Origin of the sequence: Pseudomonas sp. NY15374, assembly GCF_048068255.1 — a bacterium.
GTDB lineage: Bacteria > Pseudomonadota > Gammaproteobacteria > Pseudomonadales > Pseudomonadaceae > Aquipseudomonas > Aquipseudomonas machongensis.
The window spans coordinates 734,767-760,392 of sequence record NZ_JBLUPZ010000001.1; the positions used below are offsets into that span (position 1 = coordinate 734,767).

General features: G+C 64.5%; 14 protein-coding genes. 8 read left to right on the forward strand and 6 right to left on the reverse strand.

Going from position 1 to position 25,626, the window contains the following annotated elements; translation table 11 throughout:
- Window positions 1–8: 8 nt before the first annotated feature.
- Together ACNFHO_RS03585 and ACNFHO_RS03590 are read left to right on the forward strand one after the other, a co-directional pair.
- Window positions 9–920, forward strand: a complete 912-nt coding sequence (locus ACNFHO_RS03585; protein WP_416765247.1) for a LysR substrate-binding domain-containing protein — start codon at window positions 9–11, stop codon at window positions 918–920.
- Between the two features lie 104 nt (window positions 921–1,024).
- Window positions 1,025–2,005 carry an LLM class flavin-dependent oxidoreductase gene (locus tag ACNFHO_RS03590; protein ID WP_416765249.1) on the forward strand — a complete coding sequence of 327 codons (981 nt, stop codon included), beginning with the start codon at window positions 1,025–1,027 and terminating at the stop codon, window positions 2,003–2,005.
- Window positions 2,006–2,056: 51 nt separating this feature from the next.
- On the opposite strand, the gene ACNFHO_RS03595 is transcribed toward ACNFHO_RS03590, so the two are convergent.
- Together ACNFHO_RS03595 and ACNFHO_RS03600 are read right to left on the reverse strand one after the other, a co-directional pair.
- Window positions 2,057–3,451, reverse strand: a complete 1,395-nt coding sequence (locus tag ACNFHO_RS03595) for an efflux transporter outer membrane subunit (RefSeq protein ID WP_416765250.1) — start codon at window positions 3,449–3,451, stop codon at window positions 2,057–2,059.
- Between the two features lie 16 nt (window positions 3,452–3,467).
- Window positions 3,468–4,232 (reverse strand): helix-turn-helix transcriptional regulator, encoded by a 765-nt coding sequence (locus ACNFHO_RS03600; RefSeq protein WP_063545022.1) that lies wholly within the window; start codon window positions 4,230–4,232, stop codon window positions 3,468–3,470.
- Between the two features lie 416 nt (window positions 4,233–4,648).
- Here ACNFHO_RS03600 and ACNFHO_RS03605 point away from each other — a divergent pair, with 416 nt between their 5' ends.
- Window positions 4,649–10,996 (forward strand): amino acid adenylation domain-containing protein, encoded by a 6,348-nt coding sequence (locus tag ACNFHO_RS03605; protein ID WP_416765252.1) that lies wholly within the window; start codon window positions 4,649–4,651, stop codon window positions 10,994–10,996.
- Window positions 10,997–11,114: 118 nt separating this feature from the next.
- Window positions 11,115–11,738, forward strand: coding sequence for a LysE family translocator (locus ACNFHO_RS03610; protein WP_112898357.1), 624 nt, complete (start codon window positions 11,115–11,117; stop codon window positions 11,736–11,738).
- 4 nt (window positions 11,739–11,742) lie between these two features.
- On the opposite strand, the gene ACNFHO_RS03615 is transcribed toward ACNFHO_RS03610, so the two are convergent.
- From ACNFHO_RS03615 to ACNFHO_RS03625, 3 genes are all read right to left on the reverse strand, one after another.
- Window positions 11,743–12,945, reverse strand: coding sequence for an MFS transporter (locus ACNFHO_RS03615; protein WP_054890723.1), 1,203 nt, complete (start codon window positions 12,943–12,945; stop codon window positions 11,743–11,745).
- A gap of 144 nt (window positions 12,946–13,089) precedes the next feature.
- The gene (locus ACNFHO_RS03620) at window positions 13,090–13,764 is read right to left on the reverse strand and encodes a hypothetical protein (RefSeq protein ID WP_416765254.1); all 675 of its coding nucleotides are present in this window, start codon (window positions 13,762–13,764) and stop codon (window positions 13,090–13,092) included.
- A complete protein-coding gene (locus ACNFHO_RS03625; protein ID WP_063545019.1) occupies window positions 13,764–14,333 on the reverse strand; it encodes a ComF family protein in 570 nt (189 codons plus the stop codon). Before ACNFHO_RS03625 ends, ACNFHO_RS03620 begins: the two co-directional genes overlap by 1 nt.
- Window positions 14,334–14,548: 215 nt before the next feature.
- Here ACNFHO_RS03625 and ACNFHO_RS03630 point away from each other — a divergent pair, with 215 nt between their 5' ends.
- Entirely contained in the window at window positions 14,549–15,028 is a 480-nt protein-coding gene (locus ACNFHO_RS03630) for a VOC family protein (RefSeq protein ID WP_063545018.1), read from the forward strand.
- 27 nt (window positions 15,029–15,055) lie between these two features.
- Here the strand turns inward: ACNFHO_RS03630 and ACNFHO_RS03635 are convergent, their stop codons facing one another.
- Window positions 15,056–17,209 carry a TonB-dependent siderophore receptor gene (locus ACNFHO_RS03635; RefSeq protein WP_416765256.1) on the reverse strand — a complete coding sequence of 718 codons (2,154 nt, stop codon included), beginning with the start codon at window positions 17,207–17,209 and terminating at the stop codon, window positions 15,056–15,058.
- A gap of 198 nt (window positions 17,210–17,407) precedes the next feature.
- On the opposite strand from ACNFHO_RS03635, the gene ACNFHO_RS03640 reads away from it, so the two are divergent.
- From ACNFHO_RS03640 to ACNFHO_RS03650, 3 genes are all read left to right on the forward strand, one after another.
- Window positions 17,408–19,768: a DNA polymerase II gene (locus tag ACNFHO_RS03640; RefSeq protein ID WP_416765411.1), complete on the forward strand. Its 2,361-nt coding sequence runs from the start codon at window positions 17,408–17,410 to the stop codon at window positions 19,766–19,768.
- A 109-nt stretch (window positions 19,769–19,877) separates the two neighbouring features.
- Entirely contained in the window at window positions 19,878–24,764 is a 4,887-nt protein-coding gene (locus ACNFHO_RS03645; RefSeq protein ID WP_416765257.1) for an NEL-type E3 ubiquitin ligase domain-containing protein, read from the forward strand.
- A gap of 201 nt (window positions 24,765–24,965) precedes the next feature.
- On the forward strand, window positions 24,966–25,526 hold the full coding sequence (locus tag ACNFHO_RS03650; RefSeq protein WP_151924602.1) for a DUF4174 domain-containing protein: 561 nt from the start codon (window positions 24,966–24,968) through the stop codon (window positions 25,524–25,526).
- Window positions 25,527–25,626 lie beyond the last annotated feature (100 nt).

The window sequence follows — 25,626 nt, forward strand, 5'->3', positions numbered from 1 at the left end:
ACAGCTTCATGGAACCCAACCGCTTCGGCGACATCGCCGCCTTCGTCAGCGCCGTGAAGGTCGGCAGCTTCACCGCAGCCGCCGCGAGCCTGGGCCTGACCCGCTCGGCGGTGGGCAAGAGCATCGCGCGCCTCGAATCGCGCATGGCCGTGCGCCTGCTCAACCGCACCACGCGCAAACTGAGCCTGACCGATGAAGGCCAGGTCGCGTTCGAGCGTTGGCGGCAGATCCTCGACGACCTGGACGAAGTCGAGACCACGATGGCCCAGCGCCGTGGACGACCGACCGGCACTCTGCGTCTGACTGCGCCGCTGTCGTTCGGCCAGCGTCATGTGCTGCCGATCCTGGATGTCTACCTCAAGCAATGGCCGGAACTGCGCGCCGATATCCGCTTCACCGACCGTTTCGTCGATCTGGTGGAGGAGGGGGTGGACGTTGCCGTGCGCATCGGTGCTCCCAAGGAGGACTCGCAACTGCTGACACGCACCGTGGCGTGGCAGCAGTTCGTCACCTGCGCTGCACCCGAGTACTTGCAGCGTCATGGGGTGCCCCAGGTACCGGCAGACCTGTATGGGCACGACAAGATCGCTTTTCTGGCGGGCGAGAAGGCCAGCCCCTGGCGCTTCCACACCAATGAAGGGCTGCACCTGTGCGAAGAACCCGGGCGCTTGAACATCGACAGCTCCGAGGCCATGCTCGATGGCGCCCGCGCCGGGTTCGGGCTGATTCACCTGCCCACCTACATCACCGGCGACGACTTGCGCGCCGGAACGCTGGTCGAGGTGCTCGCGGATTACCGGCCGCCAGCGGACCCGATTCGTATCGTCTACCCCAGCAAGCGCCATTTGTCGCCACGGGTGCGAGGTTTCATCGACCTGCTGGTCGCCCGCTGGGAGCACGGAGTGCCCTGGGAACGCTGATTGGGGAATGCAGGGACCGTGTGTAGGGCCCGTTTGGCGGTTTATCACCCGAGCGTGGCCCTGGACACTGTGCAGTCATATCCGTCACGACTTATGGAGACGCCATGACTGCGTTGTCTGTCCTGGACCTGGTCATGATTGGCGAGGGCAAGACCCTGGCCGATGCGATCGAGGAATCCCGTCAACTGGCGCGCCATGTCGAGCAGCACGGCTACGCTCGATACTGGATCGCCGAACACCATGACATGCCCGGCATCGGCTCTGCCGCCACAGCGCTGGTAATCAACGAGATCGCCAATGCCACGCGGCATATTCGCGTGGGTGCCGGTGGCATCATGCTGCCCAATCATGCTCCGCTGGTGGTCGCCGAGCAGTTCGGCACGCTCGATGCCCTGCACCCGGGGCGCATCGACCTGGGGTTGGGGCGTGCCCCCGGCAGCTCCGGCCCGACCGTCCGTGCTTTGCGCGGCGTCGCGCCCGAGCGTGACTTTGCCCAGGACATCGCCGAGTTGCGCGACTACCTGGCCGACAACGGCCAGCGATCGGTGCGCGGGGTGCCGGGCAAGCACGACGTGCCGGTGTGGATATTGGGTTCCAGCCTGTTCGGCGCCGACCTTGCGGCACGGCTCGGCTTGCCCTACGCCTTTGCCTCCCATTTCGCCCCGCGCTACCTGCTGCAGGCCATCGCCCATTACCGCGCGAACTTCCAACCCTCGGCGCAACTGGCCAAGCCCTACGTCATGGTGGGCATGAATCTGTTCGCAGCAGCCAGCGATGCCGAAGCCGATTATCTCGCCAGCTCGCACCGCAAATGGATGCTCGATCTGCATGTCGGACGTCACGGCCTGCTGCCCCTGCCGCAGGAAGGGTATGTCGAGGGCTTGCCGGGCCATGAACGGGCGGTGCTGGAACAGGTGATGGCCTGTACCGTGGCCGGTGGGCCGCAGCGGGTGAGGGATGGGTTGCGCACACTGATCGAACAGACTGGCGCCGATGAGTTGATGATCGATTGCCGGATCCATGACCCCTTGGCGCGCTTGCGCTCCCACGCATATGCGGCCCAGGCCCTTGCCGACCTGGCCTGACTCGACCTGAGCGGCAGCCGCCAAGGCGCGGCCGCGGGCGACGGCCTGCCTTCAGTGCGTGTCTGTCCAGCCTCCCCCTAACGCGGCATAGAGGTTCACCTCTGCCAGCAATTGCGCCAGCCGGTCGTTGATCAAGCCCTGCTGGGCACTGAACAGCGAGCGCTGGGCGTCGAGAAAGGTCAGGCTGCTGTCCACGCCAATGCGGTAGCGGTTGCGGGCCAGGTCGTAGTAGCGCTGGGTGGAGGCCACCAGGTCGCGCTGGGCCACCAGTTGCCGCTGATAAGTGGCGCGCGCCGCGAGGCCGTCAGACACCTCCTGGAACGCACCCTGAATCGATTTCTCGTAGCGGGCCACCTCGATTTCCTTTTGCAGGCGCGCATAGTCCAGGCTGGCCCGCAGGCTACCGGCGGTGAACAGCGGCAGGTTGATCTGCGGCTGGAACAACCAGGTACCGCTGCCGCCGTCGAACAGCCCGGACAATTCGCGACTGCTGGTGCCTGCGTTGGCGGTCAGGCTGATGCTGGGAAAGAACGCTGCCCGTGCGGCACCGATGTCGGCATTGGCCGCACGCAGCTGGTATTCGGCTTCCAGGATGTCCGGGCGACGTTGCAGCAGTGCCGAGGGCAGGCCGGGCGGCAAGCCGACGATCTGCTGCGAGGCCAGCGGCAGGCTGGGCGTACGCTCATCGAGGGGCGCGCCGACCAGCAGGGTCAGCTGGTTGATATCCTGGGCAACCTGGCGCTGGTAGCGGGCTACTGCGGCACGAGCGGTGTCGACGCTGGTCTGCGCCTGGATCTGCTGCAATGCCGACGCGGTGCCAGCGCGACGCTGACCCTGGGTCAGGCGCAGGCTTTCCTGGTCGGCGATCAGGGTCTGGCGTGACAGTTCGAGCAGCTCCAGGTCAGCTCGCCAGGTCATGTAGCTGCTCGCCACGCTGGCCACCAACCCCAATTGCACACTGCGCCGGGCCTGTTCGCTGGCGAGATAGGTCAGCAAGGCCTTGTCACTCAGGCTGCGCAGGCGGCCGAACAGGTCAAGCTCATAGGCGCTCACCCCGAGCGTGGCGGCGTAGGTCTGGGTGATGGCTCCGTCGCCGGTCCTGGTCATGCGTCGCGGCAGGTACTGGCGCTGGCCCTTGGCGTCGGCGGAGACCTTGGGCAGCAACTCCGAGCGCTGGATACGAAACTGCGCGCGATAGGCTTCGACGTTGAGCGCTGCCACGCGCAGATCGCGGTTGTTGAGCAGTGCGTTGTCGATCAGTTGGCGCAGCAACGGATCCTGGAACACCTGGTGCCAGTCGTCGTGCTGGCGGCTGGGTGCCATGGCATCCAGGCTGGCTTCTCCCGGGAATCGAGGTGCGACAGGCAGGCCGGGGCGTTGATAGTCGGGGGCCAGGGTGCAGCCGGTCAGCAACACCGCCAACACGGCAGCAGGGTATCTGGGCATCGCGGGTTCTCTGGGGTCAGGCACCGGCCATCCATCTGGCCAGGCCGTGGCGGCCACTGACGCCAAGCTTGGCGGTGGCGCGTTTGAGGTAGGTTTCCACCGAACTGTTCTTCACGTTCAGGCGTTGGGCCATTTCCGGTACGGTGCCACCGGTGAGCAGCCCCAGGCAGACTTCCTGCTCACGGCTCGACAGTTGCACGGCTTCCTGGGCCAGGCGCTCGTCGAAGCCGTGGCGCAAGGTGTCGGGCGTCGCCGAACCTTCACCCTGCACGTGCACCTGGTGCTGCGCATGGTGTTCAAGCAGAGGCAGCAAGGTGTCGGAGAGGCATTTGAGCAGCGACAGTTCGCCGAGGGAAAAGGCCATCTGGCTGGGCAGGCGATGGAAGCAGATGACCCAACGGCGGTCGCCATTGCACGACACCAGGTTGCACTGGTGAGCACTGGATTGCGGGTTGCCGGTGACGTGAGGCGCCTTTACCTGAATGAGCAAGGGATCGTTCATCTGCAGGATGTTCTGCAGCAGCGGGTGGTTGGGCTGATCAGGTGGAGGAAACTCCTGGGCAAGCCCCGCGCCGCCCAGCACCTTGACCCGACTGACGCCGGTCTGTCGGGCATCCAGGGTCCACTCGCTCAGGTCGAGCCGGTGCACTGGCACCAGGCTGTCCACCAGCCGGAGCATGCGCTCGGCAAAATGATCCTCGCCGGTGCTGGCGATCAGCTCTCCCAGTTGCAGGTAGAGGCGCGCGTCGTGGTGATGTTCGAGGCTGCGGGTCAGCTTCATGTCCTATTCATCCTTGAATCGGGTACTGCGCAGGCGGGGTGGCGAATGGCCTTACGCCTTGGCCGGTCGAGGGTGGCGCTATTCAAGCCTGGGCCTGGCGCCTGCGTCTGTAGTGGAAACCGGGGACAGAAAATGGCATCAAATCGGACAAAGTGGGGGGATGATTCGGACAGACTAAATGCAGATGTTTCGGCAGTAGTCGGCAAATTGACGTCATAAAGCTGCTGTTGCCATCACGTTTGCCACGGTTGGCCCTGCGGGTAGGCTATCGAAGGGGTTGATATGTAGCTGATTTCCTACAGAAAAATCAGCGACCGAGGATGCGCGGGCGACTGTCCGGGTTTCCGGGGCCATACAGGGTAGGGAAGCGATGCTTGAATCCGCGGACGATCAACGGAGAAGGACCCTCCCAGCCCATGCCTGCCGCCGATACCTACCCCCTGACCAGCGCTCAACGGGACATCTGGCTCGACCAGTTGAGCAACGGCGATTCTCCGCTCTATACCATCGGCGGCTATGTCGAACTCACGGGCGACCTGCGGCCGGACACCCTGCGCCAAGCGTTGCAGCAACTGGTGGCGGCCAACCCGGTGTTGCGCACCGAGCTGCTGCCAGGTGCCGGGGCCGACGGTTTCCCTGTGCAGCGCTTCGCCGAGCATGCCACCTTGGCATTGCCCCTGCTGGACCTGTCGGCTGAAGCTGACCCGGCAGCGGCGGCCACGGCATTGATTCAGGCGCAAATGGGCCAGGGTTATCGCTTCGACGGCACGGCACTGCTGCGTTTTGCCCTGATTCGCCTGGGGCCGGAGCACCATTGGCTGGCAACCCAGGCCCATCACCTGATTCTCGACGGCTGGGGCTTCGGCCAGATGCTCAAGGCACTGGGCGAGCATTACACCGCGCTGCTCGAAGGCGGCGAGGCGCCACGGGCCCAGGCCGGTTATGCCGACTTCATCGACGAGGACCGCCAGTACCAGGGCTCGATTCGCCAGGCCCGCGATCGCGCATACTGGCTCAAGCGCTTCGCCAGCGTGCCGGAGCCGCTGCTGGCAGCGCGTCACCCTTACCGTCGAGCCACCGATGAAGCACCTTCGCGCACCTGGGTTCAGGCGTTCCCCGATGCGTTGCACGAGCGCATGAAACGCCTGGCCGAAGCTCACCAGGCCTCGGCGTTCCATGTACTGCTGGCTGCACTGCATGTGCTGTTCTCTCGCAGCGCACAACGCGAGGATTGGGTGGTGGGCTTGCCGCTGCTCAATCGTGGCGGCGCACGTTTCAAGGCTACGCTGGGTACCTTCGTGCAGGTCAGCGCGGTGCCCTTGGCGTTCTCTCCGGCACTGGGTTTCGCCGAACTGGTGGTCGCGATACGCGACACCCTGCGCCGCGATTTTCGCCATCAGCGGCTGGCCGTGAGCGAGCTGAACCGAGCACTGGGCCTGTTGCGCGAAGAGCGCGGGCAACTGTTCGAGGTGTCGGTCTCCTACGAGCAGGACGATCACGACTACCGTTACGGCGCGGCCAGCGCCCACACGGTGAAGGTCTCCAACAGCCACGAATCCACGCCCTTGGCCATCCACCTGCGCAGCAACCGCCATAACGACAAGGCCTGGTTGCACCTGGTGCATCACCGCGCCTGGCTGGCGAGCGACGAGGCCGAGGCGTTGGCACAGCGGCTGCTGCACGTGCTGGATCAAGGCTTGGCGACACCCGCGTTGGCGGTTGCCGATTTCGATCTGCCGACACCTGCCGAGCATCGCCAGATGCAGGCATGGAACGCGACGGGGCGTGCAGTTGGCGAGCCGCTCGTGCATCGCCGAATCGAGGCACACGCGGCGCTGATGCCAGAGGCCATCGCCGCCGTGCACGAAGAGCGCAGCCTGAGTTACGGCGAGCTGAATCAGCGCGCGAATGCACTGGCCCTGCGTCTGATCGAGCGAGGTGTGAGGCCCGAGCAGCGCGTTGCGGTGGTTGCCCGCCGTGGCCTGGATACCCTCGTGGGCCTGCTGGCGGTGCTCAAGGCGGGTGCGGCCTACGTACCGATCGACCCGGCACATCCGCGTGAGCGCATCGCATACCTGCTCGAAGACAGCGCCCCCGTGGCACTGCTGACACAGCAGGATCTGCTGGCGCGTCTGCCACGCCATGCACTGCCGTTGATCGAACTCGACGCCTGCCCGGCAGCCGCGGCCACCTTGGACAATCCTCGCGTGGCGGGGCTTGTGGCCGAGAGCCTGGTCTATGTGATCTACACCTCAGGCTCCACCGGCCAACCCAAGGGGGTGATGGTCGAACACCGCATGCTGGCCAACCTGGTCGACTGGCATTGCGAGGCTTTTGACCTAGGCGTCGGTGGACACACGTCGAGCCTCGCTGGTTTTGGTTTCGATGCCATGGCTTGGGAGGTCTGGCCAGCCTTGTGCGCGGGTGCGACGCTGCACCTGGCGCCTACCAGCGAAGGTGGCGAGGATATCGACAAGCTGCTGCGCTGGTGGCGTGCCCAGCCACTGCAGGTCAGTTTCCTGCCAACCCCGGTGGCCGAACATGCGTTCACCCAGCATGATCATCCGACCCTGCGCACCCTGCTGGTGGGGGGCGACCGGCTGCGCAGCCTGTCGCGTGAGCGGGCCTATGCGGTCATCAACAACTACGGCCCTACCGAAGCCACAGTGGTCGCCAGCTCCGGGCGGGTAATGGCGGGTGGAGTGCTGCATATCGGCACGCCTGTGGCCAATACACGGTTGTATGTGCTCGATGCGCAGCTCAAGCCATTGCCGGTCGGCGTACCGGGTGAGCTCTACGTAGCAGGCCTGGGTGTCGCTCGCGGCTACCTGAATCGCCCGCAGATGACCGCCGAGCGTTTCCTGGACGATCCGTTCAGTGACGAAGCCGGCGCACGGATGTACCGCACCGGCGACCGGGTGCGCTGGCTTGCCGACGGCACGCTTGAATACCTGGGGCGCAACGACGATCAGGTGAAGATCCGCGGTGTGCGTGTCGAACTCGGCGAAATCGAGGCTGCGCTGACCAGCCATGGACAGGTGCGTGAAGCAGTGGTACTGCTGCGCGATGGCCAACTGCAGGCCTGGTTCATTGGAGATGCGGTCACCCCTGGCGACCTGCATGAGCACCTGCGCGGCCTTCTGCCTGTAGCCCTGCTGCCGGTCGGCTACCAGCGCGTCGACCACTGGCCGCTGACCGCCAATGGCAAGCTCGACCGCCGCGCCTTGCCGGCCCTGGATGAAACCGCGTCGGTACGCCGCGCCCATGAAGCACCTCGCGGCGACGTGGAGGTACGCCTGGCGGCACTCTGGAGCGAGCTGCTGGGAGTGCAGCGCATTGGTCGTCACGATCACTTCTTCGAGTTGGGCGGCCACTCGTTGCTGGCAGTGCAACTGGTCGAGCGCATGCGCCAGCAGGGCCTGCAGGCTGACGTGCAGGTCCTGTTCGGCCAGCCGACCCTGGCAAGCCTTGCCGCGGCCAGCCAGCGTTCGCTCGCTCAGGTGGAAGACAACCGTGTGCCTGTTGATTGCAGCCACATCACGCCGTCGCTGCTCAGCCTGGCGTCGCTGACCCAGGGCGAGATCGACGCCATCGTCGCGGGGATACCGGGTGGTGCGGGCAATGTGCAGGAAATCTACCCCTTGGCGCCTTTGCAGCAGGGGCTGCTCTATCACCACCTGCGCGACAGCCATGATCCTTATCAGCAACAGGCGCTGTTCGCCTTTACCGACCAGACGGCATTCGAGGCATTCGCCCACGCGTTGCAACAGGTCGTCGAGCGTCACGACATCCTGCGCACCAGCCTGGCCTGGGAAGGGCTCGAACAACCGCAGCAGGTGGTCTGGCGTCAGGCGCAATTGCCCGTGGAGGTATTGCGGGCCGGGCCGGACGATACGGCGCAGGCGTTGGCTGCGCATTACTCTGCGGCGCAACGCCCGCTGGACCTGCGTCGTGCGCCGATGATGGCGCTGGCGGGCGCCGAAGACCGTGAGCACGGTCGTTGGTTGGGGCTGTTGCGTTTCCACCATCTGGTCAACGATGCCGTGTCGGTGCAGGTGTTGCTCGGTGAGCTGCGGGCCCTGATGAGCGATCAGGGTCATACGCTGCCGGCGCCTGTGCCTTATCGCAACTATGTCGCGCTCAGCGGCGCCGAGGCGCGGCAGCAAGGGCACGAGACGTTCCTGCGGGCATTGCTGGCAGGTGTCGAGGCACCGCCGACGTTGCCGGGCATGGTCGAGGATCAGGTGCAGGTGGGCGCGCTGGAGAGCCTTGCGCATGAGGTTCCGCTCGTGCTCACCGAGGCCTTGCGCCGCCTGGCCCGGCAGCAGGATGTCGGCCTGGCCAGCCTGTTCCACCTGGCTTGGGCGCAGGTGCTGGGGGCATTGGGCGGTCGTGACGACGTGGTGTTCGGCAGCGTGTTGCTGGGGCGGATGATGGCGGGTGAGGGGGCCGATCGGGCGTTGGGCATGTTCATCAACAGCCTGCCCCTGCGGGTGAGCCTGGCGGGCCGCAGCGTGGCGCAGGCACTGGCCGACACCCATGCCGGGCTTGCCGCGCTGTTGGGCCACGAAGATGCCCCCTTGCTGCTGGCTCAGCGTTGCAGCGGGCTGCCAGCGGGTGTGCCGCTGTTCAACAGCCTGATCAATTTCCGCCATGGGCTGGTGGCAGGGCAATCGACATTGCCAGGTGCCCGCTTGCTGGAAGCCAGCGAAGTACACAGCCATGCGCTGGTGCTGTCGGTGGATGATCAGGACGAGGCCTTGCACCTGAACGTTCGCGCGCCGCGAGCGTTGGGTGCAGCGCGTGTGCTGGCCTACCTCGAGCGTACCCTCGAGGGCCTGGTCGAGGCGCTGGAGCAGGGCGGTTCGGCACCGATCGAGCAGTTGTGCAGTGTGCCTGAGAACGAGCTGCAACGGCTGCTGCACGAACTCAATGCCACCGAGGAGCCCCACGAGTTGATGCGCCAGACCCTGCCGGCGCTGTTCCAGGCCCAGGTGCTGCGCACGCCGGACGCGGTGGCGCTGCAGACCGACCAGGCGGCGCTGAGCTACCGTGAGCTCGACGAGCAGGCCAACCGTCTGGCCCATCACCTGGTGGCCCTGGGCGTACAGCCTGACACACGTGTCGGCGTCTGCATCGAGCGCGGCCTGTCGCTGCTGGTCGGGCTGCTGGGCGTGCTCAAGGCCGGCGGTGCCTACGTGCCGTTGGATCCTGGTTACCCGGATGAACGCCTGCGCTACATGGTCGAGGACAGTACACCGCTGGCAGTGTTGGTCCATGGGGCGACACGTGGCCTGTTCGATCCGTTGGCGGTGCCGCTGGTGGATCTCGACCACGGAGGCTGGCAAGCGCAGCCTGCCGAGGCCCCTGAGGTGCCGGCGTTGACGCCTTCGAACCTTGCCTACGTGATGTACACCTCCGGCTCGACCGGCATGCCCAAAGGCGTGATGATCGAGCACCGCGGGCTGGGCAACCTCATGCACTGGGGCTCGCGCATCTGTCCGCCGCGTCCGGGTGACGCGCTGTTGCAGCGTGCGCCATTCAGCTTCGACGGTTCGGTCTGGGAGTTGTTCTGGCCGTTGTGCGCGGGTCTGCGCCTGGTGCTGGCTCGCCCCGACGGTCATCGCGATCCGGCTTACCTGGTGCAGCTGGTCCAGGCTCGCCAGGTGACCACGATCAAGTTCGTCCCAGCGTTGTTGCACCAGTTTCTCGAGCAGCCGGGCGTCGAACGCTGTACGAGCCTGACCGACATCTTCTGTGGCGGGGGTGAGTTGACCCTGGCGCTGGCTGCCAGCGTGCGCCGGTGCCTGCCGCAGGTGCGCTTGCACAATGTCTATGGGCCGACCGAGGCTACGGTCGACAGCACGGCCTGGACGCTCGAACCCGATCAGCCGCTGCCGCGCACGCCACCGGCGATCGGTCGGGCGATCGCCAATACCCGGCTCTACGTGCTCGATGCCCACGACCGGCCGGTGCCGCTGGGCGTGGCGGGAGAGCTGCACATCGGCGGTGTCGGAGTGGCGCGCGGCTATTTGGGGTTGCCGTCGCTGCAGGCCGAGCGCTTCATCGACAGCCCGTTCGTCGAGGGCGATCGGCTGTACCGTACCGGGGACCTGGTGCGCTATCGCGAGGATGGCGAGCTGGAGTTCCTCGGGCGCAACGATTTCCAGGTCAAGCTGCGCGGTTTGCGTGTCGAGCTCGGTGAAATCGAGGCACTGCTGGGTGGGCATCCCGCGCTGGGCCAGAGTGTGGTCCTGGTGCGCGACGAGCGCCTGGTCGCCTATTTCACCTGCCGAGAGGGGCAACCCGCTCCGGCGCTGGATACGTTGCGTAGCCACCTGTTGGCGCGACTGCCGGAGTACATGGTGCCCTCGGCCTTCGTCGCCCTGGCCGAAATGCCGCTGAGCCCCAACGGCAAGATCGACCGCAAGGCACTGCCCGAGCCCGGCGCGGAGTCGGTGATCAGCCGCGCCTACGTGGCGCCACGCAACGCGCTGGAGCAGACCCTGGCGCAGATCTGGAGCGAAGTGCTGAAAGTCGAGCAGGTTGGGCGCGACGACAACTTCTTCGAACTGGGCGGGCATTCACTGCTGGCGGTGAATCTGGTGGCGCGCATGCGCCAGGCGGGGTTGCAAGCCGACGCACGCACCTTGTTCCGTCAGCCAACGCTGGCAGGGCTGGCGGCCAGTACCGGGTGGGAAAAGCCGCAGGTCGAGATCGCAGCCACTACCATCCCGGGGCTGAAGGCACGACGCAGGATCTGAGGCGGGCAGGGGCTGCGTCGCAGCCCCGGACTCACTGTGCCGGCGAATGACCACGCCACTGTGCTTGACCGCATGGCGCCAGGGCGCAAGGCTACCGGAGTCCGCATGGAGAAAAACGATGGACCTTTCGAGCCTGTTGCTGTTCATCCCCGCCTGCTTCGCCCTCAATATGGCGCCGGGACCCAATAACCTGCTGTCGTTGCACAACGCCAGCCGCCACGGCTTGCGCACTGCCTGCCTGGCAGGAAGCGGGCGCATCCTCGCCTTCAGCGGCATGATCGCCTTGGCGGCGATGGGGCTGGCGGTGGTGCTGCATACCAGCGAATACCTGTTCTTGAGCATCAAGCTCGTGGGCGCGGCCTACCTGTTCTATATCGCCTGGCAGTTGTGGCGGGCGCCCGTGGCAGAGGCGCCCCATGCCGGCGGGCAGCCCCGCGGTATCTGGCGCCTGGCACGGCAGGAGTTCTGGGTGGCGGCGGGCAACCCGAAGGCGATTCTCATATTCACGGCCTTCCTGCCGCAGTTCGTGTCGATCGGCAGTCCCACTCCCGTGGGCGAGCAGTTCCTTTGGCTGGGGTTGTGGTTCCTGTTGCTGGAGTGGGCGGCGATCGCGATCTATGCGGCGCTGGGTGCCTACCTGCAGCGCTGGTTCAATCAGCCGCGGCCACGGCGGCTGTTCAATCGGATCAGCGCCTCGTTGCTGGGGTGTGCAGGGCTTGGCTTGCTGGCTGCACGGCGATAACCCCTCAGCTGGCCTTCTCGCAGGTATCGGCAGGCAACGGGGCTTGCTCGCGTAGCGCCGATGCCACGACGAACGCCAGGGCCACCAATGTCAGGACCGGCAGCATCGCCAGGCGCAAGCCATGATGCTCGCCGATGAAACCCAGCAAGGGCGGGCCGACCAGAAACGCCAGGTAGCCCGCCGTTGCCGCCAGCCTTACCCGCTGATCGCTGTGTGCACCGCTTTCCCCGGCTGCCGAGATCGCCAGGGGGAAACCCAGCGATGCGCCAATGCCCCAGAGCATCACCGCGGCTGCGGCGATCCATGGCACCTCGCAGAACACCACCAGCGCCAGGCTGCCTGCACCCAGCAGTGCGCTGGCACGCAAGGTGAGCGCCCGGCCAAAGCGGCGTACCACCGGCGCTCCGGCGAATCGACCCAGGGTCATGCCCATGGTGAACACCAGGTAGATCAGCGTGCCGGTGGTTTCTGCGAATCCGTGGCCGTCGATCATCAGCAGCGGCAGCCAGTCATTGGCTGCACCCTCGGCCAGCGCCATGGCCAGCACCACGAAACCGATCAGCAACAGGCGCCGGTCGCTGAGCAGGGCGCCCCAGGCAAACTCGGCTGCCTGCGTTGTCGGTTGGTTCGTTGCCCGTTCACTGGCCCGAGGGGCGTGGGGGACGAGGGCCAGGGTCACGCCGGCCGAAAGCAGTGCCGCGACGACCAGGTGCAGGTCCAGGGGGACCTGCAGCGCAGTCATGCCCATGCCGGCCAGCGCGCCCACCAGGGTACCGAGGCTGAAGAATCCGTGCAGGGTGGTCATGATCGGCGCATCGATTTCCCGCTCCACGGCGGCACCTTCGATGTTCACTGCGATGTCCGCCCAGCCCATGCCGATGCCGTAGATGAACAGCCCGGCAAAGGCGCACCAGGCACTGGCCAACTCGCTGCTGCCGGCGAGCACCAGCATGCCGGCGGACAGGCCGAGCAGGCCGATGCGCATCATTCGGTGCGCACCGAAGCGGGTGATCAGGCGTCCGGCACTGAGAATCCCGCACATCGCTCCGGCTGAAAATCCAAACAGGATCATCCCCATCTGTTCGGTGGAGGCCGACAGGCCGTCGCGCAGGGCTGGGGTGCGGGTGACCCAACTGGCGAGGGTCAGGCCAGGAAGCAGAAACAGCAGATACAAGGCGTAGCGGGCCAGGCGGTGGGTGGCAGGCATGGTACAGACTCGCTGGAATAATTTCGTACGGATGTACGAATAAATCGTACGGATGTCCGAAAAGGGCGTCAATCCCGTATTGAGTCGTGTGCGGGCTGATTGTTCAAACCTTTCCACAGGCAACCGGCGCCCGGCCGGTTGCCTTCAGGAGAACAGGTCGGCGCCGGTGGATCTAGAGATCGCGTCCAGCTTGGCTTGCAACTCGGCCACCCGGCGTTGGTGACGGGCGATGGCCGTGAGGTGTTCATCGATCTGCTGACGAATAGCTACCGGATCTTCGACTTTCCTCGAGAGCCGTTCGATCCGCCTGGACAAGCCGACCTTCTTGTCGGCCTCCAGGCGAGCCGGCTCGTCCATCTGGGCGATGAGCGCCTGCAGATCGTCCAGACAATGGACGTTGCAGAACAATCCCGCGGCCTGACGGTAAACCACCGACTTCCGGGCTCTGTCCAGCAGTTCGAAGACGTTGCTCAAGGTGCCGGGGCTTTTGCCGTCCCAGATCATCAGGCCGAAATCGGCTGCTTCGGCCATTTCCAGGTCCTTGGCGGTGTAGAACGCGCGACCCCTGGCATTGGCGGGTGGGCAGACAGCCACGAGTGGCCATGCTCCAAGGTTGTGGCGAGGCGTGTCACCGGTGCAGTACACCGTAACGGCGGCGTACTGGCGATTGGCGAAATACTGCTGCACGCATTGGTCCACGCCTGCGGCATCACCGACCAGAACCTCATGGCCGCTAGCAACGATATTGTCGAGTCGCGCCTCGACCTGGGAGTCGAGACGCTTGAGCGTGATCGAGCCGGAGATGAAAACCTTCGGCATCAATGCCTCCGTGTAAGGGTGACGACTGCAATTGAGCGGATGCTAGCGTATCCGCGCAAGGCGGTACAGGCGGCTTCCAGCGAGGCGCCAGTGTCGAACAGGTCGTCGATCAGCAGGATATTGCACGGGTGGAGTTTGTCGTGGGTGATAAAGCAACCTTGCAGCGCAGCGCAACGCTCCTCATAGGTCGCCAGGTCTTTCATTGCGACGGTGCTGCTGTGCTTGATCAGTGTCTGGTCGCAGTACTCGAGCTCCAGCAGCTGGGCTACCCGTTCTGCCACCGCGTGCACGGGCTGGCGAGTACGCTGGCGGCTGGCGGGCATGGGCAGCACGACATCCACCGGGACATTCTGTATCGCATGGGCGACAGATTCTGCGAGGAAGTCCACCAGGTCGTAGTCGTCGCGGTACTTGAGCTGGAACACAGCCTCGCCGATGGCGGTGCGGGTGGTGTCGAACTGCATGTAGCCTTGGGCGTTTTCGCCGACCGGCACGCTGTAGAGGACATGTTTGTCGAGGCTGATACCGTAATCCCAGGCGTCGTTGCCCGGCAGTTCGCGTATGTCCATGTGGGGCTTCCTTGTCGTTGATATGCCAGAGATGTTCGAACGGCTATCAATCAGCCGCGGTGGCAATGTTGCGACGGGGAAGTCCCAATTTCGACTTCTCGCTTTCCGTTTCTTGCGTAGGAAAATTCCGAGTTTTCCGTGTGTCGCCCTCGTCAGCTACCTGTGACGGGCCCGGCTAGACTGCTCAGGATCATCCACCGATCCGGGAGCGCGCCATGCCCAGCAAGAACACCATCTGTCTGTGGTTCGACAGCGATGCCGAGGCGGCGGCGCAGTTCTACGCCGACACTTTCCCCGACAGCCGTGTGGTGGCCGTGCACAAGGCGCCGGGTGACTATCCCTCGGGCAAGGAGGGTGATGTGCTTACGGTGGAGTTCATCGTGATGGGCATCCCGTGCCTGGGCCTCAATGGTGGGGCCGCGTTCAAGCATTCCGAGGCGTTTTCGTTCCAGGTGGCCACTGACGACCAGGCCGAGACCGATCGCTACTGGCACGCGATCATCGATAACGGTGGCCAGGCCAGCGTGTGCGGCTGGTGCAAGGATAAATGGGGGCTGTCGTGGCAGATCAGTCCGCGGGTGCTGACCGACGCGGTCGGCGGTAGCGACCGTGCGGCAGCCAAGCGGGCGTTCGAGGCGATGATGAAGATGGACAAGATCGACATCGCCACGATCGAGCGCGCGATCAGGGGCTGACAGGCCTGGCCCGCCAGCCCGCGAGGGTCAGAAGCTGTACTTGGCCGTCAGCATCAGGTTGCGTGGATCGCCGAAGGTGTCGCCGCCGTAGTCCACCGACTTCGAAATGGACGAGTAGTACTTCCTGTCGAAGATGTTGTTGGCGTTGAGCTGCAGGTCCAGATGCTGGTTGACCTGGTAGCCGGCCAACAGGTCGGTGACTGCGTAGCTACCTTGTACCAACCGATAGTTGCCGCCATTGACCGGGATGTCGTTGTACATACGGCTCTGCCAGGTGATGCCGCCGCCCACTCGCAGTTTTTCCAGTGGGCCCTGGAAGCGGTAGGTGGTGAACAGCTTGAACTGGTGTTCGGGTGTGTCGGAGTTGAGCGGCTTGTTGACGCTCGCGGGGTTCTTCTCGTCCTTGATGGTGTGCACGCGGGCGTAGGTGTAGCCGGTGCCGATCTGCCAATGGTCGGTCAGTGCGCCCTGGAGTTCGAAATCGATACCTTGGCTGCGTACCTCGCCCGAGGCTTCATAGCAGGTCATCTGCGGGCAGTTGGCCGCGCCGATCTGGACCTGACGGTTTTCCTGGTCGATACGGAACACCGCAAGGCTGGCGTTCAGGGCACCGTCGAAATATTCGCCCTTGATGCCGACTTCATAGTTCTTGCCGACGATCGGGATGATCGGCTTGCCGGAGACGTCCTTGCCGCTCTGCGGAGTGAAGATGTCGGTGTAGCTCACATACACCGAATGATGCTCGTCCAGGTCATAGATCAGGCCGCCGTAGCGAGTGACGTTGCGGGTCACCTTGTAGTCGCCGTCGTTGTTGTCTCGCTGGTCGTAGTCGTACCAGTCCAGGCGTCCGCCGAGAATCAGCTTGAGCGGGTCTGCCAGGCTCAGGCGGGTGGTGGCGTAGACGCCTTCCTGGTTGATCAGGTAGCGACTGTTGCCAGTGTGCAGGAAGTTCGGCTTGCCGCTATCGAGCGGATAGTCGGTGTCATAGGGGCTGTATTCGCGCTCGTTCATGTCGTAGATGCGCTTGCTGGCACCCAGCACCAATTCATGGCTGCGGCCCAGCAGCTCGAAGGGGCCACTGGCGAAGGCGTCGAGACCCAGTTGGTTCTCGTCGTGCGCGGACTGGTAGACCGTCCTGCTCAGGGTCTTGGCGGTGTTCCAGCGCGACAGATAAGAGCCGCGGAACAGCGCGTTCTGCTCGCTGTAGTTGGCGTTGACCTGCAGCTTCCAGTCATTGGCCAGGTGGTGGCGCACTTCGGCGAAGAGGGTGTTGATCTCCTGGTCCTTGTCTTCCCAGTCGGTGCCGGGGTTGTACGAACGCGACACATTCAGGTGATGGCCGCTGAGGTCGGTCGGGATGGCCCCCCAGAAGAAATTGGTCTTGTCCTTCTGGTGCGAAAAGCCCAGGGTCAAGGTGGTGTCGTCGCTCAGGTCGGCTTCGCTGATGGCATAGAACAGCCCATGATTTTCTTCCTGACCATCACGGAATCCGTTGGCGTCGCGGTAGGAGGTCACTATCCGGCCGCGCAGGGTGCCGCTGTCGTTGAGCGGGCTGGAGGCGTCGAGCTCGCCGCGGTAGTTGTCCCAACTGCCGGCCGCGCCGGTGACGGTGACTTTCTGTTCGGCCAGTGGGCGCTTGCGCACCAGGTTGATGGCCGCTGATGGTGTACCGGCGCCTGTGACCAGGCCGGTGGAGCCGCGAACCACTTCGACGCGGTCGAACATCGCCAGGTTGGGTTGGGCGCCAACCACCCAACCGGTATAGGCGCTTGGGATGCCGTCGTACATCAGGTTGCCGACGTCGAAGCCTCGGGCGGTGTAGCTCTGGCGGCCGGGGCCGCTGGACTGGTTGAGGAACAGCCCCGGGGTGTAGCGGGCCACGTCGTTGATGCTGGTCATGTTCTGGTCGTCCATGCGCTGACGGGTGATCACGGTGACCGCCTGCGGGGTCTCGCGCATGGTCAACGGCAGCTTGGTCGCGGTGTTCATGGCGCCGGTGGTGTAGGACGTGCTGCCTTCGGTGGTGCTGCCCAGCCGGTTGTCGCTGATCTCGGTGGCGCCCAGTTCCAGCGTTGCGGGTGGTTGCTGGTCGTCAGCCATGGCATGGGGCAGGGTGCTGACACAGACGGCCAGGGCCAGCAGGTTGAGCGCGAAACGACGAGGCGGAGCAGCAGGGGTCATGCCTGGATATCCTTGTTGCTAGTGCTTATGAGAATGATTGGCAATAAGTCTGTCAGTATTTGTCGCGCCCCGAAAGCGTGGTATGCCAAAAAATCGACAAATTTTTCACATCTGCCCGCGTGTTGCGGAATCGCCAGACGTCCCGGGGCTTGCGCAAAGCGGGTAGAATTCGCGCTTGATCAAGTGCGTGAGGTCCATGTGGAGCTGCAGCAGGGTTTTGTCCTGACCCGCCATTGGCATGACACCCCCGACGGCACGTGTGTGGAGTTCTGGCTCGCTACCGACCAGGGTCCCCGGCGTGTGCGCCTGGGCGCGCAGGTTTCGGTGGCGTTCGTGCCCGCGCAGCAGGCCGCACATGCACAACTGTTGCTCGGCGATGAGCCGGGCGCAGAGCTGCGCCCCCTTGAACTGCGCGACTTTCAGCAGCGGCCGGTGATGGGCCTTTACTGCCGCCAACACCGCCAACTGATGGCCTTGGACAAACGCTTGCGCACGGCCGGCGTCGAGGTGCTGGAAGCCGACATCCGACCGCCGGAGCGCTATCTGATGGAGCGCTTCATTACCGCGCCGGTCTTGTTCGGTGGTCGTATCGATGCCGAGGGAACGGTCGTGGATGCCCAGCTCAAGCCTCATCCGGACTACCGCCCGAGCCTGCGCCTGGTGTCTCTGGATATCGAGACCAGCGAACGGGGCGAGCTGTACAGCATCGCGCTGGAGGGATGCGGTCAGCGCCAGGTCTACATGCTCGGACCTCCCAACGGCCCAATGCAGGTGGAGGATTTCGACCTGCACTACTGCGCCGACCGTGGCCAGTTGCTCGAATGCCTCAACCGCTGGTTGGAGCGTCACGACCCGGACGCGATCATCGGCTGGAACCTGGTGCAGTTCGACCTGCGTATCCTCCATGATCACGCTCAGCAGTTGCAGGTGCCTCTGTGCCTGGGCCGCGATGGTGCGCCGATGACCCTGCGCGAGCATGGCAGCCGCACGCACTTCTTCGCCGATGCACCGGGGCGGCTATTGATCGACGGCATCGAAGCCCTGCGCTCGGCGACCTGGAGCTTCCCCTCGTTCAGCCTGGAAAACGTCGCCCAGACCCTGCTGGGGGAAGGCAAGGCCATCGACACTCCCTACCAGCGCATGGATGAGATCAACCGGATGTTCGCCGAGGACAAGCCGGCCCTGGCGCGCTACAACCTCAAGGATTGCGAGCTGGTCACCCGCATCTTCGAGCACACCCGGCTGCTCGACTTCCTTCTTGAGCGTGCCACGGTGACTGGCCTGCCGGTGGACCGCAGCGGTGGCTCGGTGGCGGCGTTCTGTCACCTTTACATCCCGGCCATGCACCGGCTGGGCTTCGTCGCGCCGAGCCTGGGCAGCCGCGAGGGCGAGGCCAGCCCAGGCGGGTTCGTCATGGACTCGCGGCCAGGCTTGTACGAATCGGTGCTGGTGCTGGACTACAAGAGCCTGTACCCGTCGATCATCCGTACCTTCCTGATCGACCCGGTGGGCCTGGTGGAAGGCTTGCGCGAGCCCGATCAGACAAGCTCGGTCGAGGGCTTTCGTGGCGCCCGCTTCTCGCGTACCCGCCACGCCTTGCCAGCCATCGTCGAGCGGGTCTGGCAGAATCGCGAAGCGGCGAAGAAAGCGGGTAACGCTCCGTTGTCCCAGGCCCTGAAGATCATCATGAATGCCTTCTACGGCGTGCTTGGCTCCAGCGGTTGTCGGTTCTTCGACCCGCGCCTGGCTTCGTCGATCACCCTGCGCGGGCATCAGATCATGCGCCAGACCCGGGCGCTGATCGAAGCACGTGGTTATGACGTGATCTATGGCGACACCGACTCCACCTTCGTCTGGCTCAAGGGGGCGCACGACGAGGAGCAGGCGGCGCGTATCGGGCGTGCACTGGTGGCTGAGGTCAACCAGTGGTGGCGCGAGCATTTGGATCAAGAGCTGGGGCTGCACAGTGCGCTGGAGCTGCAGTTCGAAACCCACTACCGGCGCTTCCTGATGCCGACCATCCGCGGCACCGAGGAGGGCAGCAAGAAGCGCTATGCCGGGTTGGTACAGCGCGCAGACGGCCAGGACGAGGTGGTGTACAAAGGGCTGGAGTCGGTACGCACCGACTGGTCGCCGCTGGCTCGGCAGTTCCAGCAGGAGCTGTATGGCCGGATCTTTCGGGGCCAACCCTACCGCGACTATGTGCGCGATTATGTACGACGCACGCTGTTGGGCGAACAGGATGAATTGCTGGTGTATCGCAAGCGGCTGCGTCGCCCTTTGCAGGACTACCAGCGCAACGTGCCTCCCCATGTGCGCGCCGCGCGCCTTGCCGATGAATACAACCTGCGCCTGGGTCGCCCGCTGCAATACCAGCGGGGAGGCTGGATCAGCTACCTCATCACCACGGCAGGCCCGGAGCCGCTGGAGAACCTGCAGTCGCCAGTCGATCACGAGCACTACCTGAGCCGGCAGTTGCAGCCGGTGGCGGATGCGATCCTGCCGTTCGTGGGGGATGATTTCGCCAGCCTGACCGATCGCCAGCTCCTGCTCTTCTGAGGGCCCCGCCGCACGCTCGGTGGGCCGCCGTCGGGGTGGCATCTATCTACTGCCCGAGCGGGGACCCTGCCACATAGCCTGCGCTTCTTTTTTCAAGGAGCGCGATGCCATGCCGACCCCCCGCGAACAGCGCGAAGAAGACGCCACGACCGTCCCCGATTTTCCGGCCTTGCATCAGGACGCCGTGATTGGGGAGCGTTTGCCGGACTGGCTGCGTCAGGCCTCCCCGGAACAGGTCAAGCAGTTGCACGAAGCGATGCAGCTCAGCGTGTACTTCCAGACGCGGGCTCAAGCCATCATGGGGCAGTTGGAACCCCTGGACAGCTTTGCCCAGGCTCGTCTGACCGAGGCCCTCAAGCCCCATGTCGACGAGCCTTTCGATGTCCGCACGTTGCAGTTTCGGCGTGGACACCGTGAGCCGGTGCTGACCTCGATACCCATCGGCTATCCGGTGACGGTGCCGGTGTACACGCAAATACCCCTGCTCGAGGCCGCGCTGGGCAACTTCCGCGAGGAGGAAACCGAGGACGGCGGGCAGTTACCCGGTAACCGGCTAGGCGATCCTGGCAATAGCTCTGCACGTCTGCCTAGCGCGCGTCATTTCGCTGTGCTGTGCCGGTCACTGGACCTGGGCGGTCAGTACCAGCGCCATTTGCACACGGTGCTGGAGCAGTACAGCGACTCGGAGGCTGGCGCCGACTCGGTGTTTGGCCGTGCCCATCGCTACGGCATGCTGGCCGATGCCTGTGTCGCTCGGCTGAAGGGCGTCCTGAGCGAGAACGAATATGTGCTGGTGAAGAATCTCTGCGCGCAGAAAGCCCCGTTGACCTTCGAAGGACGACCGGTGCAGTGCAAGCGCCTGAGCCTGTTGGCGTGCACCCTGGAGCAGATCGTGGTGCTGGATGTGCGCGATGAGACCTTCAGCCCCCTGTACAGCTCCAGCCACCGGGTGCTGGTCCATATTCCGGGCGATCCCGCGACTCCATGGAGCGCGTTCCCCAACCTGCGCTACTTTGCCAATGACCTGGGCAAGCGCTTGCGGCTGCCCGGGTATCAGCGTTTCTTCAGCCGCTTCGTGTTGCGCCGCGATGCGCAGTCGTTCTTTTCTGCTGTGGCTTCGGGCTACCAGGGCGTGTCGGACCTGGCGAACATTGCGTTGGAAGAGCACATGCATCCTTGGGAGATCAGCGACCAGGCCACCGCCAGTACCTTGGAGGGCTCGCTGTTCATTGCGCTGGGTCGTGCGCGCATCGCGCAGGTCAAGGCCGATGCGGCGATGATTGCCGTGCCCTCGGCTGCTGTGGATGAACAGGTCCGGCGTGAGCACGATCAGCGCTTGTCCGCAGAGGGCTGGGCTTTGCTCAGCATAGCGGGGCTTTTCGTGCCGGCCCTGGGCGCGGTGTTGCTCGCAGTGAGCGCATGGCAACTGCTGGGTGAGGTCTACCACGGTGTCGAGGCCTGGCACGAGGGTGACAGCAGCGAGGCACTCGATCACCTGCTCAACGTCGCCGGCGATGTCGCCATGATTGCGGTTACGGCGGCAGGTGCGCAGTTGGCGCGAGCGGCCTGGAGCCGTTCGGCACTCGTCGATAGCCTATTGCCGGTGCGGCTGGAGGACGGCAGCACGCGGCTGTGGAAAGAAGACCTCACACCCTTTCGCAGTGCGCCGCCTGCGGGGGCCGTGCGTGACGACCTGGGTGTATACCGGGCAGGTGAAGGCTGCTGGGTTGAAATGGATGGCCAGCACTATCGCGTTGCGCAGGGCAGCGATCAGCGCTGGCGCCTGCAGGGTGACGACAAGCATGCGCCGGTGCTCAGACACAATGGCGCGGGTAGCTGGCGGCTGTGGTGGGAGCAACCGCTGGAGTGGGATGACCCTCGGCGCTCTTTCCGGCGCCTGGGCCATGACTTTGCCGAGCTGGATGACGACCAGATCGATGAGATCCTGCTCGCCCACGACATACAGGCCCAGCATCTGCGAGCGGTACATGTCGAGGGGCGCGTGGCCCATGGCGAATGGCAGGACAGTGTCGTTCGGTATCGGCTGGACCTGCGCATCCGTCGAGTGGTCAGGCAATTGCGCGGCGGGGTCATGCCCACCGAAGAGGCCGTGCTTGATCAGGCGCGCTTACTGCCCGGCGCCGCTGGTGCTTCGGACCAGGCATTGGCGGAGTTGATCTGGTCCGAACGAAGGCGTCTGTTCGAGCAGCTGTATGCGTTGGAGCAGCCACCGGGGAACGCAGGCGTCCAGCGTCTGTGTCGGCAGTTCGCTTCATTGCACGGTCGAGCGGCTGCGCAACTGATGCGCGAAGCCAGTGTTGTGGATCGCCAGCGCTTGCTGGATGACGGCCGGGTTGCGATGGACCTTGCTTCAAAGGCGGGCGCTGCGGTGTGGCGTATCAGAGTGGCCCGAGTGTTCGAAGGGTTGTACCTGGACGCTAGCCAGAACGCCGACCTTGCCCGTGTTGCGCTGCAGGTGCTCGACACCCTGCCGGGTGCTTCGCACAACGTGGCCTGGCGCTTGTGCGAGGGCTCTGCGAACGGCCCGGTGCTGCTGTCGATAGACCGCACACAGGCCGTTCGCACACTGACACTGGTTCACACCGATGGGGACTTCCTATTGCTCGACGGGGCAACCGAGGCGGTGCTCGGGGAAGGGGAGTTGTTCGAGGTCCTGAGCAGTGCGATGGATGGCCCTCAGCGGGAGGCCCTGGGATTGGGCGAGCCCCTGGCCCACAACCTGCGTGTGACCCTGGCGCGCGCGACCGCGGCCCGTCGGGCGGACGTCCAGACGATGCTCGGCAGGCGGGCCTCCGCAGGCTGGTTCCGCGCGCCGCAACGTCTGGCGGATGGCCGGGTCGGTTACCCGTTGAGCGGTCGCGGAGGAGGACGGGGGCGAGGCCGGCCGTTGTTCGCCAGGGTGCGTAACCTCTACCCGAACCTGAGCGACAACGATGCACGGGCCTGGCTGGTGACGCTTGGCAACAGCGGCGGGAACATTCACACCGAGCTGAGTCGGCTTGAGGATGAGTTGGCCGTGCTGGAGACAGACCTGCAATTGTGGACCAATCAGCCCATGAGCCTGAGTGCCCGTGGCGAGAGGGTCTACATGCGTGACGCCTTGCTTGCGGCCTGGCGGCGCACGCTGCCCAGGGTGTACGACCAGAACGGGCGCGTGATCGGTCAACGCTTGAACCTGTGGACCGTGTCGCTGCAGTCGCTCCCGGAGCTTTCGCAACAGGTTCGCTTCGATCAAGTGGTGTCGTTGTCGTTGCGCGGCATTGGCCTGACCGAGATTTCCAGCACATTCATGCGGGCGTTCAGTCGCCTGGAAGTCCTTGAGTTACCCAACAACAGGCTTACCCGCCTGCCGCCCCGGTTACGTCACCTGTCGCGACTGCGTGAGCTGGACCTGACCGGCAATCAGATCATGCTGGACGATCGCCAGGCGACCACGCTGCTGCAACTGACGCACCTGAGGCTGCTGGATTTGTCGTACAACCCATTGGGGCGCAGTTTTTCCGTGGCGGGCATGCCGCACCTGAACTCCCTGCAACTGGCACACACCGGAATCAGCGAGTTGCCCGAGGGCTTGCTGAGTCGAGGCTCTTTGGTGGTCGCTGACCTGCGTCACAACGCAATTGTCGAACTTCCCGATCACTTCTTCAGTGCCCCGAGGTGGTACGCCCGCGCGGTGCTGTTGAGCGAGAACCCGCTGAGCGCCACGTCGACCCAGCGACTGCGCAGCTTCATGATTCGTCATCAACTGATAATTGAAGAGGAGCTGGAAGCCGAAAATGTCAGTGATCAAGCGGAGGAGGGTGCTGCTGCGCTCGACAGTGCCCGCAGTGCCTGGCAACACGTGATCGAAGCAGGCGCCACCGCACAGTTCGACGAGTACTGGAATGGGCTGGCCGAGGCGCCAGGCAGCGCCGACTTCATGGCCTTGTTGCGCCGCCTGCTGGAGACACTGGATTTTCGCAACCATGGCGCCGATCTCGGGCGGCGAGTGACCAGCATGATGCTTGCGATGCGCGAGCATGCCGAGTTGCGCGAGGAACTGTTCACCCAGGCGATGTTGCCCAGGACCTGCCAGGACAGTGTCATCGGTAACTTCAGCCGACTGGAAGTGCGCATGCTGGTCTGGAAGGCGCTGGTCGACGCCAAGGCGGGTGCCCAGGATGCGGCATTGGTTCGCCTGGGGCGGCAGCTGTGGCGCCTGGATGAAATCGAACGGATTGCCGTCGATGACATTGCCGCTCGTGTGGTCGCGGGGCGCGATCCCGATGAAGTCGAGGTGGAACTGGCCTACCGTGTCATGCTGCGCGATGACTTCGATCTGCCTGCACAACCGGCAGACATCGCCTATCAGCAGACTGCCGGCTTGACTCCCGAGCGTCTGGCAGCCGCCCGCCAGCGGCTGCGCGAGGGGGAAACCGAGCAGGCCATGGTCGAGTCGTTGTTCATGCGTGAATTCTGGACCGAGCATCTCAAGAACAGCCATCAAGCGGAGTTCGACGCCATCAAGAAGCCGTTCTTCGAGCGTATCGAGGTGGTTCAGGAGATGGCTGGCAATGATTCATCAGGCGCCCGATCCTATGACGACACCTTGCAAGCCCTGCGTGACGAGGTGCAGCGGCTGGAGGCGCAGTCCGGCCAACTGAGCCTTCAAGCCGACGGCCTGAGGGGGGACGCCCTGGAGGAGCATCAGCAGCGGCAGGCCGATATCGACCGGCAACTGCGCGAGCAGCTTGCCAGCCTTGAGATGCGCTTGGTCGATAGCGAATTCGCCGAGCGCATGCGCGCGCTTGGCACAGGCATGGATTCACAGACCTTTCGCCAGACGATGGACCTGCTGTCGACCGAGCACGATGCGGCGGTGCAGGCACGGATCATAGAACTGACCCGAGCCGCACTGGCGCAGAACCCATCCCAGCTGGAACCGGGTGCTTCCGAGCCGCAGCCTGGACCAAGCCGTGGCAGCGGCATGGGCTGAGCGGCGAAGGGGGCCGGCGTTCATTGTTGGGCTATGCTCTGCAGTGGGTGCCGGCCATTTCCGTACCTCCTGAGCGAAGGCCTGGACACCGGAAGTTACCTTTGCACAGCGCATGGTCCACCGCAGGTGGTTTAGGCTCCGTTTCGGATCTTTCTCTATGATCTGTAGTCATTGATATATCGAGAGAACAAGGAGATACACATGCTCGTCCGGTCACTGACCCTCGCCACCCTGCTTGCCGTCGCCGCCCCGCTATTGGCGGCCGACAGCGATGCGCCCCTGGCCAAGGAGCTGGGCAAGGCACGGCCACTGGTCGTGATCGCCCCCAGCAGCGCCGACCCGACCTTGCGCGGGCTGGAAGAGGCCATGAAGGATCCAGCTACCCAGGCCGGGTTCAAGGAGCGCAACCTGGTGCTGTTCAGCGTTGCCCAGATGATGGGCAAACGCGAAGACAAGAACCTCGAGCAGCAGACCACCATGGCCCTGATCCGCGAGCTCAAGCTTGGCGCGAGCAAAGGCACCAAGGTGATCCTGATCGGCAAGGATGGCGAGCGGCACATGCTCAAGGATGATGAAAGCGGTGAGAAGATCGACCCGCAGGCGATTTTCAAGGCGGTTGACGAATTGCCCGCCGCTGAGAAAGCCATCGCGACACCCGAGCCGGTAGCGGCCACCCCGGCCGCAGAGCCCAAAGCGAAAGAAACTGGCAAGGCCGCCAAACCAGCCAAGCCGGCAGCACCGCCCAAGCCACTGGACGACTGAAACCCCCGCGCCGGTCTTTGTAGACCGGCGTTTTTGTATCGCACTGTATCACCGGGCCCCGGTGACCGATTGCCATACAAATTCCGCCATTGCCCGATAC

Excerpts from the sequence above, each read along its gene's own strand:
- ACNFHO_RS03585 (WP_416765247.1), top strand. The coding sequence starts at position 9 with ATGGAACCCAACCGCTTCGGCGACATCGCCGCCTTCGTCAGCGCCGTG.
- ACNFHO_RS03590 (WP_416765249.1), top strand. The coding sequence starts at position 1,025 with ATGACTGCGTTGTCTGTCCTGGACCTGGTCATGATTGGCGAGGGCAAG.
- ACNFHO_RS03595 (WP_416765250.1), bottom strand. The coding sequence starts at position 3,451 with ATGCCCAGATACCCTGCTGCCGTGTTGGCGGTGTTGCTGACCGGCTGC.
- ACNFHO_RS03600 (WP_063545022.1), bottom strand. The coding sequence starts at position 4,232 with ATGAAGCTGACCCGCAGCCTCGAACATCACCACGACGCGCGCCTCTAC.
- ACNFHO_RS03605 (WP_416765252.1), top strand. The coding sequence starts at position 4,649 with ATGCCTGCCGCCGATACCTACCCCCTGACCAGCGCTCAACGGGACATC.
- ACNFHO_RS03610 (WP_112898357.1), top strand. The coding sequence starts at position 11,115 with ATGGACCTTTCGAGCCTGTTGCTGTTCATCCCCGCCTGCTTCGCCCTC.
- ACNFHO_RS03615 (WP_054890723.1), bottom strand. The coding sequence starts at position 12,945 with ATGCCTGCCACCCACCGCCTGGCCCGCTACGCCTTGTATCTGCTGTTT.
- ACNFHO_RS03620 (WP_416765254.1), bottom strand. The coding sequence starts at position 13,764 with ATGCCGAAGGTTTTCATCTCCGGCTCGATCACGCTCAAGCGTCTCGAC.
- ACNFHO_RS03625 (WP_063545019.1), bottom strand. The coding sequence starts at position 14,333 with ATGGACATACGCGAACTGCCGGGCAACGACGCCTGGGATTACGGTATC.
- ACNFHO_RS03630 (WP_063545018.1), top strand. The coding sequence starts at position 14,549 with ATGCCCAGCAAGAACACCATCTGTCTGTGGTTCGACAGCGATGCCGAG.
- ACNFHO_RS03635 (WP_416765256.1), bottom strand. The coding sequence starts at position 17,209 with ATGACCCCTGCTGCTCCGCCTCGTCGTTTCGCGCTCAACCTGCTGGCC.
- ACNFHO_RS03645 (WP_416765257.1), top strand. The coding sequence starts at position 19,878 with ATGCCGACCCCCCGCGAACAGCGCGAAGAAGACGCCACGACCGTCCCC.
- ACNFHO_RS03650 (WP_151924602.1), top strand. The coding sequence starts at position 24,966 with ATGCTCGTCCGGTCACTGACCCTCGCCACCCTGCTTGCCGTCGCCGCC.